Raw genomic sequence first — 16,036 nt, forward strand, 5'->3', positions numbered from 1 at the left:
TCAACGCAAGCCGGTAGCGGCAGCCCAGCCGGGCGCGCGCCGTCACAAATCAGCAGGTGTGCGGCCATATCAGCACTTCCCCCACCCGTTCGGCGCGTCGATCCAGCGGTCGTACCAGCCGGCCAGGTTATACAGGGCCCACAGATTGGTACCGTAGTCGCCCCGGCCGCTGCGGTGGGCTTCGAACAACTGACGAACGTAGCCGGGATTGAACCAGCCCCTCTGGAACAGAGCACACCGGTTGATTTCGTGCTCCACCCGACGGCCGAACTCGCCCTTCAACCAATGCGCCACCGGGGCGCCAAAACCCACCTTGGGCCGGTCGATGACCCGGTCGGGAATCAGCCCGCGCACGGCATCCTTGAACAATGACTTGGGCCGCCCACCTTCCAGCTTCCAGGCCTCCGGCAAGCCGTAGGCTGCCTCGACCAGGCGATGATCGAGAAACGGCACACGCGCCTCCAACGAGTGCGCCATGGTCATCTTGTCCACGCGCATCAGCAGCAGCTCGGGCAAGCGATAGCTGAGTTCCAGCTGGGTCATACGACGCAACTGCTCGGTATCCCCGGCCGGCAGCAGGGACGCCGCTGCGGCCATCACCGCGTTGCTGTCGGCCACACGCAGCGCACTGTCATCCAGCGGCCCGACGCTACCTGTCCAGTCAATGGCGCCCTTGTCGAGCAAGGCGTTCTTCTGGATTTCCCAGAAGGTCGCCGCCCCTCCCCAGAAGCACTCCTTGTCGCGACTGGCGCGAATCAGGAAGTCCAGTCCCGAGGCACGGGCCAAACCGTCACGCCCGACGTGTTCGGCCAACCAGCCAGCACCTCGGCGAACCGCACCTGGTAGTTGACTGTAGGGCTTCCAGAAGCGCCGATGAAGGTTCAGATAACGCAGATAGCCGTTGTAGCCGGCAAACAGTTCATCGGCGCCCTCACCCACCAGTACCGCCTTGACCTGGCCGGCGGCCAGCTTGGAAACATGGTAGAGCGGCACGCAGACCCAGTCGGCCAGCGGCTCATCCTGGTGATAGAGAACATCGGCCCAGGACTCCTCGAAAGACTGCTGGGTGACCAAAACTTCTTGGTGCTCGGCACCGAAGTGCCGGGCCATGTCACGGGCATATTCGCGTTCGTCCATGTCCGAAAAGCCGTCATAGCCCACCGAAAAGGAATGCACCGGCCCGCTCGCCTGCGCCGCCATGCCAGCCAGCAGCGAGGTGGAGTCCACGCCCCCGGAGAGCAATACACCGACCGGCACATCGGCAGTCATATGCTCGACCACCGCCTCATCGAAGCTCGCGCGAATACTGCGCACCGCCTCAGCGCGCCCAACCGGCTGCACCGGGGCATGCAGCGCCGGATGCCAGTAACGCGTAAACGTAATGCGGCCATCGTCACCCACCTGTAGATAACAGCCGGGAGGCAGCTTCTGGATACCGCGAAACATCGTCAGCGGCGCGGGCGCGACCATGCCGCTGAGGTAGTGGTACATCGCGCTCGGATCAATGTCGCGCGCCACGTCAGGTACCTGAAGGATCGCCTTGATTTCCGAAGCGAACAGCAGCCGCCCGCCACTGGCGTGCAGGTAGAGCGGCTTGATGCCAACCCGGTCGCGCCCCAGAAACAGCAGACGGCGCCGGTTATCCCACAAAGCGATGGCGAACATGCCGCGCAAGCGTGACAGCAGGCCCTCCCAGCCCCATGCCCGATAACCATGGACCAGTACCTCGGTATCCGAATGCGCGGTACGAAAGACATACCCCGCGCCTTCGAGCTCACGGCGCAGCGCAACATGGTTGTAGATCTCTCCATTGAAGACGACGACCACGGACTGCCCTGCATCCGCCATAGGCTGCGTGGAAGTCACGTCCAGATCGACGATAGACAGGCGTCGGTGCCCCAGGCCCAGACGCCTGGAAGCATCGATCCATAGCCCGGCCGCATCCGGCCCGCGATGATGCAGGCTATCGCGCATGCAGGTCAGCAGCGTATCGGAAACCGCTGTCCCTCCTTGCGCAACGAACACTCCGCAAATTCCACACATGCTCTCAGGCTCTCGCAGACGACATCAGAAACAATCGACGCGCCCCTCGATCCAGGACTCGTGCCAGAGCACGGCATTGAGCACGGTCCACAGGTGGAAGCTGTATCCACCACCGCTGCCCATCTGGTGCTTCAGCATGTCGCGGAAGTAGTCGTTGTCGAAGAAACCATCGCGCACCAGGCGCGAACGCTCGAATGCGGCCATACAGCGACGACCGAAGTCGTCCTGCTTGAACCAGGCCTCCATCGGCGCACCGAAGCCCTGTTTCTTGCGGTAGATCATGTCGTGGTCGAGGTAGGGCTCGGCAGCCTTCTTCAGCACGTGCTTGCCCACACCGTCACGCAGTTTGTGCCGTGGGTGCAGGGTGCGGGCAAACTCAATGACATCGTGATCGAGGAACGGTGTACGAGCCTCGATGGAGTGCGCCATGGTCAGTTTGTCCACGCGCATCAAAAGGTGCTCGGGCAGACGCAGCTTCATTTCCAGGTAGGGGATTTTCTGTAGCACATCGGGCTGCAGCAACTTGCCCTTGATCTGCGACATGTAGTACTCCACCACTGCATGACTGTCGGTATTGCGATGGGAATCGGGCAACAGGCCCTCGACCGGACAATCGATCTGGCTGGCGAACACTTCAGTGTTTGGTGTCAACTGATCGCGCATGCCGCCCCACCAGCACACCGCGCCCCCCCAGAACAGCTCCTGGCCAGCACGAGCGCGCTTCTGGATTTCCTTGTCCTCGGTGGTCACTGCAGGCAATAGCGCCCGCGGCTGCGAGATAAAGCGCCGCCACCAAGGGATACCACCACCGGGCAGTGCCGGGCCATACATGTTCACGGCCTTGTCGCGGTAGTGGTCGCACCACCAGTAACCGAGGAAATTCTCGTCCGCACCTTCACCGACCTGAACCACGGTGGTGCCGTTGTCACGCACCAGCTTGGACAGGAAATACAACGGGATACACACGTTGTCGGCGATCGGTTCGTCCTGCAGGCGTACCATCTCGGGCAGGAAGTCCTGGGCGTCGCGGTGGTTGATCGACATCTCGTGATGCTCGGTGCGATAGCGCTCGGCAACGCGGCGGGCGAACTTGAATTCGTTGGTCTCCTCCTCGCCATCGTAGCCAATGGAAAAGGTCCGCACCGGGGCGCTGCTCAGCTCGCTCATCAGGGCCACGTTGAGGCTGGAGTCCACGCCACCGGAAAGCAGCACGCCAAACGGGACGTCCGAGACCATGCGGCGCTCGACGGACTGGCGCAGCAGGCTGGTCATTTCTGCCACGGCCTGTTCATCGCTGCGCTCGATAATGTCCGAGGCGCTGGGGATGCAGTCCCAGTACTTGTGTGCCTTGGCCTTGCCGCTGGCATCGATGGTCATGCGATGACCGGCGGGCAGTTTGAAGATGCCCTTGAACAAGGTCAGCGGCGCCGGGGTCACGATAAAGGTCAGATAGTGCGAGAACGCCGTAGGATCCATTTGTGGCGATACCGCCGGATGGCCGAACAGGGCGCGGATTTCCGAGGCGAACAGCCATTCACCGGCGCTGGTACGGCTGAAGTACAAAGGCTTCTTGCCAGCCCGGTCACGGGCCAGGTGCAGCACCGGAGCGTTGGGGTTGCGCGCGTCATAGATGGCGAAGGCAAACATGCCATGCAGTTTCTGTACACAATCGATACCCCACACTTCGTAGGCACGCAGCAGTACCTCGGTATCGGAATGATCGGTACGCCAGGCGAACGGCCGGATCGCGTGGATTTCACGACGCAACTGAACATGGTTATAGATCTCGCCGTTGAAGCTCAGCACCACCGTGGCGTCTTCGTTGGCCATCGGCTGCGTGGCAGCGGTGGACAAGTCGATGATGGACAGCCGGCGATGCCCCAGTACGCAACGCTCCTGCCGCTCCCGCCAGATCCCTGCGCCATCCGGACCACGATGCAACATGCGGTCACGCATGTTGATCAACGTCTGGTCATCGCAAACCCTTGCCTGCGGATTGAAGGCGCCCGTAATTCCACACATTCGACTGTTCTCAGTGTTCGTTGTTGTTAAAGGGGTCCTGCTCGCGGCGCAAAAGCCTGGCCAGCAGGCCTGTGAGCCGGTAACGCCGGCTGTGCTTGAACCGTTGCACCTGCGCCGTCAGTGTGGCGTGCTTGTCGGCCATCACCTCCAACTGCCGGCTGAGCTGCCGGACCTGTTCGACGTGTTCGCTCAGTGCGAGATCGCGCTGACTCAGCTCATCCTCCGCGCGCGCCAGAGCCTGACGTGCGTCACCGAGCTCGCGTTCACGCTCGGTGGCATGGGCGGTTTCCTGGGCGATCACCTCGGCCATCCGGTTCAGTTGCTCGTTTCTGTGCAGCAGTTCGTCCTGCAGCGCCTGCTGCAACTGTGCTGACTGCTCCCGGTGCGAGTGGGCACCGAGCGATTCCCGATCAAGCTCCTCGGCGGCCCGGCGGGCCTCTTCCTGCAACTGCCGCACGCGCTGGTTCAGCTCGCTTATTTGCGCAGCGGTACCGACCTGGGCCATGGGCTCGGCCTGGGCCAGCAGGTCGGCACGGCGCTGTTGGGCAAGGGAGCGCTTGTGCCCGGCCAATGCCACGGCATCTTCCTGACGGCATGCCACGACGAAGAGGATCGGCGCAGTCAGCGAGAAGCGCTCAAGCAACGAAACGGCGGGGCCGATGGCATTGAGCAGGGCACGCGTCGAAGTCGGCAGTTCCTGCGTCTGGCCACGCCCGACCAGCAGGTCGGCGGCACCGCGGTGACGGCCGAGCATGTAGGCGGCCAGTTCAGGCAGGCTCATGCCGTACTGCCCGTCCATGTAGAGCAGGTCGAATCCGCAACGCGCCAACAGGCAACGTACCTGCTCTGGCCCAAACAGGTTGATATGCCCGGGCGTATCGTAGCCGCCGTGCACCACGCTGCAGTCACCACGCTGGACACGTAGCAGGGGTGAATCGAGATTGGGGATGGTGAAGGCCAGGACACCCTTTTCGGCCAGCAACTGGTGGCAGCTACGCAACATCTGCGCCGGATCGACCATGTGTTCCAGCGACTCCCAGAAGCTGATCAGGTCGAAGCGCCCCTCGGGGGTCTGCTCGTCATGCAGCACCTGCAACCCGGCTTGCTGGCAGAGCTTCAGGCACTCGCGCGAAGACTCCACACCCAGTCCTTCGAACCCATGCTCGCGAGCGGCGACCAGCGAATTGCCCAGGCCACAGCCCATATCCAGATAACGCAGCCCCTGGCGTTGCTCGAACAACACGCCAAGGCGAGTGAAATAATCATTGAAACGAGCCAGATCAGCCTGCTGATTCTCTGCCGACAGGCGTTTCTGAAAGGAGCGCTGCAGCACATCCAGCGCCTGCGGACACTGGGCGAAGAACCGCTCGAAAAGGCGGGCATCGACCTTCAGCGGTACATGCCAGCAGCCGCACTGACCACACTCTTCATAGTCGTAACCATCGTAGGACTGAAAAATCGGCCGCTGATTCTGCTCCGAGCCACAGGCCGGACAGCCCCGCGCCTGCAACTGCCCGATAAGCGGGCGGCCGGAGCGGTTCCACCACTGTACAGCCTCGCCCCAGTCGGACTGGCTCATGGTGCTGAACGGCGTTCCAATGGCCATGCGCGGGGCACTGGCCTCATCGTCTGGCTGGGTAGTCAGGGCGACGATCAGGCGGGCGAGGTCACCCGCCAGGTCTCCGGCGGTCTGGTCAATCGACATAGATGGTTCGGCCCTCGGCAGTCATTAACCGATCACTTCGGCGGTACCAGCACGCGCCGAGTAAATCAGAAGTTCGCGCTGGGTCGGGTCCGCCAGCATGGCCTGGTAGTTCTCCAGATCGGTGCCCACCAGCTCGGTGAGGCCGTAGATACTGTAGTTGAACGCCTCGGACTCCAGTACGCGGAAATCCGAAGCCTGCAACATCCACTCGATCTCGCTGGCGGTGTATTCGCGGTGGTGTCCCTCGAACGGCAGCTCGGTGGCGAACTGGCTCTGGATCGGCGGATGGATCGACTGCCCGCGGGCCAGCTTCTGGCGGTTGTAGATGTAGGCCAGGTTCGGCGTGTCGAGCACCAGCAGGCCGTCGGCAACCAGCGAGCGATGAAGATCCTGGAGTAACAGGCGCGGAGTATGCGGCACATGCTCGATCACACCCATGAGCACCACCGCATCATAACCACCATCGGGTTTGAAGTCGGCGAAGTTCTGCACCCGTACGCCCTGTTCGAGCAGTAAACGCTGGTTATCCTCGAAGCAGGAACCATAACTGTCATAGGAGTCCAGTGCAGTCACCTGATAACCGGCCTGCGCCAGCATCAGCGAGCAGTTACCGAAATAGGCTCCGAAGTCCAGCACGCGAGCCCCGGGGGCCACGTGCTGGCGCAGCATACGCAACGCACGAACCATGCGGATCGAACTCAGGTTGATGTAGTTGCACCAGTTGAACCCCTTGAGGCCCGGGGAGTGGGCTTCGAGAGCCGTATAGTCCTTGCCGTCGATGCAGGCCATCACCTGCTGCGCAGCTTGGTCGGCGATGGCGAACTCAGAGGCGAAGTCGCGCTTTAACTCCTCGGTGAAACTCAGCTTCATGCTTTGACCTTCTTGATGATCGGCCCCCGGCTCTCATTCGCCAGCGTACCCCGTCCGACACAGTGCACCTCACTTGTGACAACGGCCTTGTGCTCCAGCCATTGCGGATACTCGGCAGCACGGCGAGGGGTCTGGCCCAGGAGGATGTTGGTTGTGTTCGTCATGCCGGCTCCGTGCAGGCACTGTGCGCTGTTACATGCATCGACAGCAGGGTATTGGCCCCGGCGAACTTGCCGCCGTTGCCATTGACGTTGAACTCGATGCCGCGGTTGTAGGCGAAATACACGTCATCGTTGATAGAAAAGAAACGGCCGTCGTTGTTCTCGAAGTAGCCGGGGCGCACGGCGAACACCGTCAGGGTAAAGGTTCCCAGCCCGAGCTTGAGGTTGGAGCAGTCGAAGCTTACCTCCCCTTCGCCATCGACAATGTCAATGGCGCCGGCAGTCAGACGGGCGATATCGGTGACCCCGTCGCGGTGCACGGCAAAAAGGAACTCCACCGGCAACGGTCCGCTGCCTGGCTCGACCCGATAGCGGGCACGTACACCGAGGGGCTCACCGGCGTCGAAGACGAACCGACTGACTCCGTCGCGGCCATACAACTCGATATCTTCCAGCCATATGCGACCAGAACCATGCAGATTGGATTGAGGCGCCAGCTGGGTGGTTGGCGCTTGCATCTCACTGCGCGCATGCGGCCACGCCAATGGCACGCCCTGCCCGTTACTCGCGGTGAGCGGCTGGGCGGCGACGAGTACCAGTTCCGCACGCACCTCACAGTTGTCCTTGAACCAGAGCTCACACAGCAAGGTATTGTCTTCGGTTGCGGCATAGTCGACCTCAATCCTCAGCGCGCCCTCGCCGGCCTGGCGAATACGCTGCTGGCTGAGGTCCAGCACCAGGCGGCAGCGCTTGACCGCGCTGCCATCAGCCAGGATGCGCAGTCCTGCTTCGCCGGCGATATGTTCAAAGCCCGAAGACGGTTCAAACAGCGCGTCGCCTTCCTGCATGAGATACTCACCGAGCACCTGCTCACCGTCGAGTACACGCACCGCACGAATCAGCAACTGCCCACGTGCAGGCGTCTGATCGGCGCTCGACAACTCCAGCACGCACAAGCCTGCCTGGCGGGTGGCCAAGGCCTTGGTACGCAGGCGGGCCTCTTCCTGCAGGCGTACCGAATGTTCATAGGCGCGGATCACGTCATCGCTACGGCCATCCAGCAACACGGTGCCGCGGTCCATCCAGATCATGCGGCTGCACAGCTTCGAAGCCGAATACACATCATGGGAAACCAGCAACACGGTGGTGCCGCTCTCCTCTGTCATCTCGCGGATGCGTTCGAAGCTCTTGTTGGCGAAATAGGCATCGCCCACACCAAGAATCTCATCGAGTACCAGCAGTTCAGGGGAAATGGCAGTCGAGGTGGCGAACATCAGTCGCGCCATCATGCCGCTCGAATAGGTTTTCACCGGCTGATCGATGTATTCCTCGAGTTCGGAGAAGGCAATGATTTCCTCGACCTTGCGATTGGCCTTCTCGCCCGTTACCGCCAGGTGCGCCAGATAGGCCAGGGCATTCTCGCGGCCAGTGAAATCGGGATGGAAGCCGGTGCCGATCTGCAACAGCGCATGAGCACCCTGGCTGACCTCGAAGCGGCCCTCGGTGGGTTGCGTCACCCCGGTAATCAGCCGCAGAAGCGTGCTCTTGCCCGCGCCGTTGCGCCCAATGAACGCCACTTTCTCACCCTTGCGGATGGTGAGGTTGACATCGCGGATGGCCCAGTGCTCCTGGTAGGCGTCGGCACGGCGCAGCAGCCCCATCATGTCGAGGAAGCGGTAGTGAGGCTTTGCGTAAAGCTTGTACAGTTTGGACAGGCCTTCGGCGTGGATGATTACATCACTCATAGTCCACCAGCATGTTCTTGAAACGTCTGAAGAAGGCACAGCCCAGGGCGAATGTCACCACGCAGATCAGGGCATACCAGCCCAAGGCCTCCATATCCACCGGGTGGTTGGCCAGCAGCACAGTGCGGAAAGCCTCAGTCATGTAATAAACCGGGTTGAGGTAAATCATCGCCTTGAATCCACCCGGCACCATTTCCGGAGTAAAGCCGATGGGCGAGATGAACATCAGCAACAGCAGGGTCAGGTTGACGAAATTGGCTACGTCGGGCAGCGCCACCACCACGGCCGAGAGCACGAAAACGCAACCCAGCAGAAACAGGACCTGCAGGGCAATCACCGCTGGCAGCAGGAGGAAGCGCCAGTTCATGTTCTCGTCACCCAGCACCAGCAAGGCGACGATCAGGATGCTGACTACCTGACCAGCCAGCGCCACCAGCACCGTGCGCACCGGGATCAGGTCGACCGGCAGCATCACGTTCTTTACCAAGTGCATGTTCTGGCGCAGGGAAACCGCGCCGCTGTTGAGTGCCTCACTCATGCCGATGTACGGTACCAGACCGGCGAACACATACAGCGTGTAGTCGAACTCGCTGAACCCCGGGAAGCGCATCTTGAACACCACCAGATAAACAAACAGGTAGATGCTCAGCAACAACATGGGGTTGATCAACAGCCAGGCCTTTCCGAAAGCCGAGCCGGAATAGCGCTTGGCCAGCTCCACGCGAGTGACGGCGGCCAGAACCTCGCGGTAGGCCCACATCATCGACAACACGCGACTTGCCGAGCGTCCGATACGCAGAATCATCGTTTGAACCCCCGGAACAGGAGTTCCACCAGGGGCTTTCTCACAGCGTCCGCCAGCGTTGCGACAACGCGCTGCAGAGGGCCACGGCCCGGTAGCCGGTTGGTCATGACAAAGCTGGCGATGCTGGCGTCAGCCAGTGTCCGATCGAAGAACGGTCCCTGGTAACCGTAGGCCATCGGGCAACGCTGGCAGGGCGGCAAGGGTGTATCCGAGTTCACCGTACGGCGGAACTCGCGCATTTTTTCGCCGTTCCAGATCGACTGGAAATCCTGCTCGAAGATATTGCCCAGGGCGTAATGTTCCTGACTCGGCCCGGTAGTGATGCAGCACACGTCCATGCGTCCATCAACGGTGAAATTGTTGATATCGGTCCATGGCTTCTGGCAATAGAAACGCACCTTTTCCGGAACCTGCTTGACCTTGATCAGCTTGGCCTTGCCCGGTGTCGCCGTGGTCGGCGAGGAGGCGGCGGGTACATCGCCAGCGACGGCCTCCATCTCGATCAACTCGCCTTCACGCTCGCGATCAGGGGCCTGCTCCAAGGCATCGCCCCAATCGATACGTGCGCTCAGACTTTCGTCCCCACGTGCAAAGAGCACCACCTGCAAACGATGGTTTTCTGCCGTGTCGATGAGAAGATCCTGGGCATGGCTACCGGGGCCGAAGGCAAACTGATGCGTCCACTTCTGGAAGTCTTCGCTGAGAACACCGATGACCAGCTTGCCGCTCGTGACCTCGACCCTCACCGGAAACGACAGGTGATCGCCAGGGGCGCAAGGGTTGGAATAGGACTTGATCAAGTAGCGGCCATTGAGGTTCGGCACCGCCTCGATGTTCAACGCATGGCCTTCCCAGCGGGCGCGTACGCCGGGGCTATCGATCTGCCAACGACGCGGGAATGGCAACTTGAACGCCTTGCGGATACCGGCACCGGGACGCATGACGCGAATGAAGTCGATGTCGGCGACAAAAGCCCCAGCCGCTGCGAAGACCAGGGAGACCTGAAGTTCCTCGCCGGTCTCGAAAGCCAGCTCCACGGCCTGCTCCCCCGCGCCTGGCTGGATCACCCGACTGGCCAGGACCCGACCCGATTCCGCCAGAACCGAGAGCTGCAATGGCGCATCCTGCAGCGTGACATTAGCCTTGAACAGCAATTGCTTGCCCGGCTCAACCGGTGTCGACGCGCTGCGCCAGGTGTATTCGCCCGCGCTGCCCTGCGGGCTACGCACCAGCGCGCGGTTGAGATTCCACGACACGCTCATGTCTGCACTGGAGACATGCCAGTCATCACGACGCGGGGCCAGCAGACGGCCTTCGAAGCCGGGCGGCATGATCACCCGATCGACCGGATCAGGACGCACGGAGCGGAAGGTGGTCGGATCAATGCGGATATCACAGTCGTTGATGGTGTAGGGAATCCGCCGCCGCGGCACGTCCCCCAGGTACTCCCGAACGGCATCCAGAGCATCGTTGACCTGCGACTCGTACGGCACGATATCGCGCAGGTCCTCCACAGCGCCAAGATCCGCACCCAATTCGGACAGTGGGCGGATCATGATGACGTTGACGCGCAGGTCGTATTCGGCGAACTGCAAGAACTGCTGAAGCTCGTGGACGTTGGTGGCATGCACCACGAACGACACGAACACGCTGGGCGAGTCGCTCCAGGCGCGCTGGTCGACGATAGCCCGGATGCTGTTGGTAACCCGGTCGAACTCCTTGATTTTCATCACTTCACGATGGGTCGCCGCCGTAGCGGCGTTGAGCGAGAAGGTGATCGACTGCAGACTCAACAGGTGAGGAATCTGCTCCGGCTCGATCAATGCACCATTGGTGATCAGGTAGGACGAGGCCCCCTTCTTCTGCAGCGTGACCAGCAGCGAGTTGAACTCGCGGTACAGGGTCGGCTCACCGTTACCTTCCACGCCATACATATACGCGGTGTTGAGGGTTGGCGCGATAAAGCGCTGGACCTTGTCGAACGGCAACTGCTTCTTGATGATGCCGGTGCGCTTGATGGTCACCGAGCAGAATTCGCAGAGTGCGTTGCATTGCCCGGTGGGGCACAGCGCCAGATACATCGGCAGGCTCAGGCTCTCTTCGCGGTTCAGGCGCATTTCCATGCCGGCGACAAAGGCGTTGAACAGTCGCGAACTCTTGCAACGGCGATGAATGTAACGCTTGAGCGGGCCCCAGCTCGGCAGGTAGGTGTCGACGTCGAGGATGCTGTCATCGGCCACATAAGGCGCCGCGAGAATTTCCAGCGCTTCGAGCCGGAAGGTGCTGCCGCGCGGATAGGTGCCGTAGTAGTTGATCATCGCCAGACGATAATCACCGCTGGCCTCGGGCGCGTAGGAAAACGCCAGGCGCTGTTTGCCGGTCTGCTCCATCGCCCGATGGCGCAACCAATGATTCGAGTTGCCAGCACTGCCCTGATGCTCATCCTTGATCAGGACCAGGGCCAGTGGGGCGGCGTGATCAACCTCGACCTGCAACTCGAAGGTGTAAAGCTGGCCCTTTTGCAACTGCAGCGCGGAGGACAGCAACTGGGTATTGAGCGGACCTTCGTCGCACACCCAACAGCCCTCGCCCCGCGTTTCATCAGGTTTGGCACACAGGGCTTGCCAGACAACGCCTGGGGCGATCTCCGGCTCGATAAACCCCGTGCGCTTCTTGCGCCCGGTTTCGCGACCGACGTTTCCGCTCACTTCGACGACAGGAATAATGTTCATGCATAAAGTCCTTCAGGTTCGGCATTCCATAGCGCGTTGGCACTTTCGCGAGCCTGTACATAGGAGGGGCCATTCAATGCGGCACCGACAAATAGGGCGTTGGAGACACTGGACGACTGCGTCACGATCGCCACAGTGCGCACGCGCACGCCATAACCGCTGGAATACCAGGCATCCTCGATACTCCATTGCAGCGCAGCGGGCGCCTCGAACACGGCGCTGCCACCAGCGTATTGCAGCACCGCGCGGTTGGCCTCCACCGTCACCTGCACACTGGGGTGAACCAGGAAATGCCAACGCAACGGTTGGCCTTGGCCGTTACCCAGGCGATCCTCCACGATCAGCGCACCGTTGCCGGCCAGGCAGACGCGCCGCTCGTGCAGCAGCTCCGGGGCCAGACGTTGGTAAGACGAATGACGGCCGATGATACCGATGCTTCCGTGGCCATGCCGCGCTACATCCCACTCGGGTTGCCCTTGCTGGACCAAGCGAAACAGTGCCTTGGGGTCCATGCCGTGCTGTTCCTCGCCCGCCACCTGGACCGTGTTGTGGTGGGCGGTGGAGCGGAACCAGTTCCGCGCGTCCGGGTCCTGGGTGTAGGTGTAGCTGCCCGCATCGACGAACAGCGGCTGCTCGCCAATAGCCCATTCGATGGCGAGCTGGTCGTTGTGTTTGTGGTTGCCGATACCGAACGTTCCGCACACCGAGTTGCTCATCGCCACGTAGTGGCCGGCCTGGCGCAATACGGCGACACCGGCTTGCTTGAACAACATCACCGGTGTGGTAGGCGGCAATTGGGTAGCGACCGGAAGCGGGTCCCAGGGATCACGCCAGAACAGTGCCTCTGCCTGCCCGGCAGCGTCCAGAGGTTGCTCCGAGACCTGACAGCCCAGTACGCTCGAACCGGCGGCCAGCAGGTGATCCATGTGCTCCTGCTCGGCCTCCCAGCGGTCATAGGCCGAAAAAATATGCGCCCGGCCGTTGTCAGCATCGCCAATCTGCGGGAGACGGCCGCTCTCTTGGCGCAAGGCGCTGACAAAATGCAAGGCCTTGAGCAAGCGCTCGCGGTACTCCGGGGAGAACGGCTGCTTGTGATGCTGCGCCAAGGCGTAGGCAGACAGGAACATCTCGGTGACCAGGCGATGATACGGGACGCTCGACTCGAAGCCGCCGCCATCCTCCAGCAGTTGCAGGCGCACCTGCTGCTCCAGCCCGGCTTCGGCGATGCCGCGCCAGACGCAACCGGCATCCAGCCCCGGGAAGTTCATCGCCAGCCAGTACAAACCGAACAGGTTCGCCAACCCATGGTTGGAGACGATGATGCGTCCCTCCAGGGTGCCGAACTCCAGGTTCGCGGTGATATGCCGCCCATGCTGCACCAGGCTCTTGAGGAAATGCCGCCACCAGCGTCGGTTCAGCTCGCCCGAACCCTGGAAAAACGCCAGGCCGGCCTGCCAACTGACCAGACGCAGCGCGACATCCATCGGGCAGGCCCAATGTACGCCAAGCCCCGGTCGGGTACGGGTGATGAAGTCGGCGATGGTACGGGCATAGCAGCGTGCATATTTTTCGTCACCGGTCAGCCAGTAAGCCTGCCCCAGTGTCGGGAAATGCTGGCAGCGCGTCAGTTCCCACGGGCCTTTGACATCAGCCTTGCCACGGCGCATTGCGAACGGCGACCAGCGCCACTGGCTGAACACCGAGGCATAACGTTCACCGGAAATCGGGTCACGGTTCCAGTCGATACGATACCCGGCGCCACGCTTGCCACGGCGCATATCCACCGGGCCGCTGCCGAGCAGGTCGAACTCGCCACGCACCAGCCGGTCGGCCTGGGCAATGATACGTTCGACCTCACCGGGTATCGCCCTGAGCTGCTGCACCACCGAATCGCGGTCGGATGGCAAAAAGTTGCGCCGGCCGAAATCGCCGCGACGCTGGCGAATCAGGTAGCTGTAAAAGCCCTGCCAGCCATTGCGCCGCAGGATGGCGGTCATCTCGCCGTCCGCCGGTTGCCGGGCGAACAGGTAACGGCCCCACTCCCAGGTACGCTCCTGAAAGCTTTCAAATCGATGCAACCCGGTCTTCAGGCGTTCACGGTGTGGCGCGGCGAGCGAACTGAGGGCGTACCAGAGCTTGCGACGGGCGAAGCGAAATCCTCTGCTGATCACGATGCCTCCTTTAATGCAGCCGAACGCTGCGCAACGTGTTGCAGAATCTTGTGCACGTGCTGCTTCCAAGTGTAATTGTCGAGCAGCGCCTGGCGCGCATTGGCGCCCAGTGCCGACCACAGGTCCGGACGTGCGGCCAGCCCGGCCACCGCGTTAACGAAATCTTCGATGTCACCCGGTTTGCACAGCACTGCGCGCTGGCCGGCCAACTGCCCGGCGTCGGCCGTTGCCAACTCCTGGGGCTCGAGCGACGGAGCCAGCACCTCGCCGATCTGCTCCAGGCGGCTGGCAACGATAGCACCGCCAAGGGCCATGTACTCGAACAGTTTGGTCGGCGAGCCGAAGAACTTGCTGTCGACCATATGGCGGTTGTGTGGCGAAATGAGGATGTCGCTGCAGGCCAGCAATCTGGCTGCCTCGGTCTGCGCCACGGTGCCCGGCATGTGCACGCGGTCCTGCAACTTGTGACGTTTGACAGCATCGTCGACCAGGTGGCGGAAGTTACCGTCACCGATCAGCAGAAAGCGCAGGTTGGGGTCGCGCTCGCACAGTAGGGGCAACGCCGCAGCCAGCACATCGATACCGTGCCAGCCCCCAAAGGTGCCGATAAAACCGACCACGCAGGTGTCCGCCTGCCAGCCCAGGTCCACACGCATCTCGCGCTTGAGCTGGCTGTCGAGGGGCGCGTAGTGCTCGGGCGAACAGCCGTTGGGGTTGAACAGAATCTTCTCGGGGGCGATCCCCTGCTGGATCAGGCCGTCCTCGATCACTTCGGAAATCGCCACAATGCTGGTGGCCTGGGCAAAGGCGGCCTGCTCTGCCAGAGCGAAGGCGGTTTCCAACTCGTAGCCACGCTCGTCGAAGCTGCGCTTCATGGAGATTTCCGAGCCGTTGTACTCAAGGATGTAGGGAATACCGAGCTCGCGGCTCAGTTGCGCGCCGACGTAGCTGCCCAGAATGGCGCGCTCATAGATATACGCCGGTTTCAGTTCAGCCAGGCGGTCGCGCAACCACTTGTAATAGAAACGCGAGGCCTTTAGCACGTCGATCTCGTTACAGGTCGAGGAAGGCGAATCCATGACCACCTGCTCGATACCCATGGTATCGAGCAAATCGAAACGGTTGGCCATGAAACACACCAGGTTCTCGGTACATTCCGCCAGTTCCTGGGCCACATAGCAGGTGTGCCCGTAGCTGCCGCCAGCGGCAATCTTCACCCAGTAATCGGTGCGCAGGTAGACACCGGTGCCAGGAATCTTGTTGTCGGCGCCGGGCATACCGCTGATGGCCAACGGATAAGGCGAAGCCTCGGCGATATGCCGCTCGATCTCGGCGACGATGGACGACTCCGAATCACCCAGCAGGCGCGCCAGGTCGGCCGGCATCCACTCGATCACCAACTCGCTGACGTTCAGCGACGACGGACCACCCATGGCATTGCTGAAAACCAGGGTCAGGCTCTTGGATGCGACCGGGTCGAACACAAAACGCTCGGTGAAACGCCCCTTGGGCAGCGGGAAGTTGCCCAGCCAAGTGGACTCGTCGGTATTCAGGCATCCAACCGCCATGGCACCGCTGGTCAGTTCTCCGGAAATCGACAGCACCGCCATCTGTCCGGGACGCACGGCTATCAGTTGCGAGCGCAACTGATAGCCCCAGGCGGAGTCGTCACTCTCCAGATGAAATCCTTGCGCTTGGGCGGTGAAGACGCGGGCAGCCACGGCATTCCAGCCGAACTGTTGTACGCGTTCGATACGGGCCACGCGCATGGCATGCCAGGCA

At 61.8% G+C, this 16,036-nt stretch carries 10 protein-coding genes; all 10 read right to left on the bottom strand.

Annotated elements, in window-relative coordinates:
• Positions 1-69 precede the first annotated feature (69 nt).
• Genes asnB (K675_RS0100515) through K675_RS0100560 form a run of 10 tightly spaced genes read right to left on the bottom strand, consistent with a single transcriptional unit; the run spans position 70 to position 16,023 of the window.
• Positions 70-2,043 carry an asparagine synthase (glutamine-hydrolyzing) gene (gene asnB / locus K675_RS0100515; protein WP_037006179.1) on the bottom strand — a complete coding sequence of 658 codons (1,974 nt, stop codon included), beginning with the start codon at positions 2,041-2,043 and terminating at the stop codon, positions 70-72.
• Positions 2,044-2,067: 24 nt separating this feature from the next.
• On the bottom strand, positions 2,068-4,065 hold the full coding sequence (gene asnB, locus K675_RS0100520; protein WP_026144796.1) for an asparagine synthase (glutamine-hydrolyzing): 1,998 nt from the start codon (positions 4,063-4,065) through the stop codon (positions 2,068-2,070).
• A gap of 10 nt (positions 4,066-4,075) precedes the next feature.
• Positions 4,076-5,770: a class I SAM-dependent methyltransferase gene (locus K675_RS0100525; RefSeq protein ID WP_017901553.1), complete on the bottom strand. Its 1,695-nt coding sequence runs from the start codon at positions 5,768-5,770 to the stop codon at positions 4,076-4,078.
• 24 nt (positions 5,771-5,794) lie between these two features.
• Positions 5,795-6,640, bottom strand: coding sequence for a class I SAM-dependent methyltransferase (locus K675_RS0100530; protein WP_017901554.1), 846 nt, complete (start codon positions 6,638-6,640; stop codon positions 5,795-5,797).
• Entirely contained in the window at positions 6,637-6,804 is a 168-nt protein-coding gene (locus K675_RS32825) for a hypothetical protein (protein ID WP_017901555.1), read from the bottom strand. The genes K675_RS0100530 and K675_RS32825 overlap by 4 nt, the downstream gene beginning before the upstream one ends.
• Positions 6,801-8,546, bottom strand: coding sequence for a polysaccharide ABC transporter ATP-binding protein (locus K675_RS31770; RefSeq protein ID WP_017901556.1), 1,746 nt, complete (start codon positions 8,544-8,546; stop codon positions 6,801-6,803). Before K675_RS31770 ends, K675_RS32825 begins: the two co-directional genes overlap by 4 nt.
• Entirely contained in the window at positions 8,539-9,351 is an 813-nt protein-coding gene (locus K675_RS0100545; protein WP_017901557.1) for an ABC transporter permease, read from the bottom strand. Before K675_RS0100545 ends, K675_RS31770 begins: the two co-directional genes overlap by 8 nt.
• Positions 9,348-12,083, bottom strand: a complete 2,736-nt coding sequence (locus K675_RS0100550) for a radical SAM/SPASM domain-containing protein (protein WP_017901558.1) — start codon at positions 12,081-12,083, stop codon at positions 9,348-9,350. Before K675_RS0100550 ends, K675_RS0100545 begins: the two co-directional genes overlap by 4 nt.
• Positions 12,080-14,254 carry a heparinase II/III family protein gene (locus tag K675_RS0100555; protein WP_017901559.1) on the bottom strand — a complete coding sequence of 725 codons (2,175 nt, stop codon included), beginning with the start codon at positions 14,252-14,254 and terminating at the stop codon, positions 12,080-12,082. Before K675_RS0100555 ends, K675_RS0100550 begins: the two co-directional genes overlap by 4 nt.
• Positions 14,251-16,023: a glycosyltransferase family 4 protein gene (locus K675_RS0100560; protein ID WP_017901560.1), complete on the bottom strand. Its 1,773-nt coding sequence runs from the start codon at positions 16,021-16,023 to the stop codon at positions 14,251-14,253. The genes K675_RS0100555 and K675_RS0100560 overlap by 4 nt, the downstream gene beginning before the upstream one ends.
• Between the last annotated feature and the right edge of the window lie 13 nt (positions 16,024-16,036).

The sequence above is a fragment of the Pseudomonas fuscovaginae SE-1 genome, assembly GCF_000364705.1.
GTDB classification, from domain to species: Bacteria; Pseudomonadota; Gammaproteobacteria; order Pseudomonadales; family Pseudomonadaceae; genus Aquipseudomonas; species Aquipseudomonas fuscovaginae_A.

What these genes read in the sequence shown, in the direction of transcription:
- asnB (WP_037006179.1), bottom strand. Translation starts at nt 2,043, where the DNA reads ATGTGTGGAATTTGCGGAGTGTTCGTTGCGCAAGGAGGGACAGCGGTT.
- asnB (WP_026144796.1), bottom strand. Translation starts at nt 4,065, where the DNA reads ATGTGTGGAATTACGGGCGCCTTCAATCCGCAGGCAAGGGTTTGCGAT.
- K675_RS0100525 (WP_017901553.1), bottom strand. Translation starts at nt 5,770, where the DNA reads ATGTCGATTGACCAGACCGCCGGAGACCTGGCGGGTGACCTCGCCCGC.
- K675_RS0100530 (WP_017901554.1), bottom strand. Translation starts at nt 6,640, where the DNA reads ATGAAGCTGAGTTTCACCGAGGAGTTAAAGCGCGACTTCGCCTCTGAG.
- K675_RS32825 (WP_017901555.1), bottom strand. Translation starts at nt 6,804, where the DNA reads ATGACGAACACAACCAACATCCTCCTGGGCCAGACCCCTCGCCGTGCT.
- K675_RS31770 (WP_017901556.1), bottom strand. Translation starts at nt 8,546, where the DNA reads ATGAGTGATGTAATCATCCACGCCGAAGGCCTGTCCAAACTGTACAAG.
- K675_RS0100545 (WP_017901557.1), bottom strand. Translation starts at nt 9,351, where the DNA reads ATGATTCTGCGTATCGGACGCTCGGCAAGTCGCGTGTTGTCGATGATG.
- K675_RS0100550 (WP_017901558.1), bottom strand. Translation starts at nt 12,083, where the DNA reads ATGAACATTATTCCTGTCGTCGAAGTGAGCGGAAACGTCGGTCGCGAA.
- K675_RS0100560 (WP_017901560.1), bottom strand. Translation starts at nt 16,023, where the DNA reads ATGCGCGTGGCCCGTATCGAACGCGTACAACAGTTCGGCTGGAATGCC.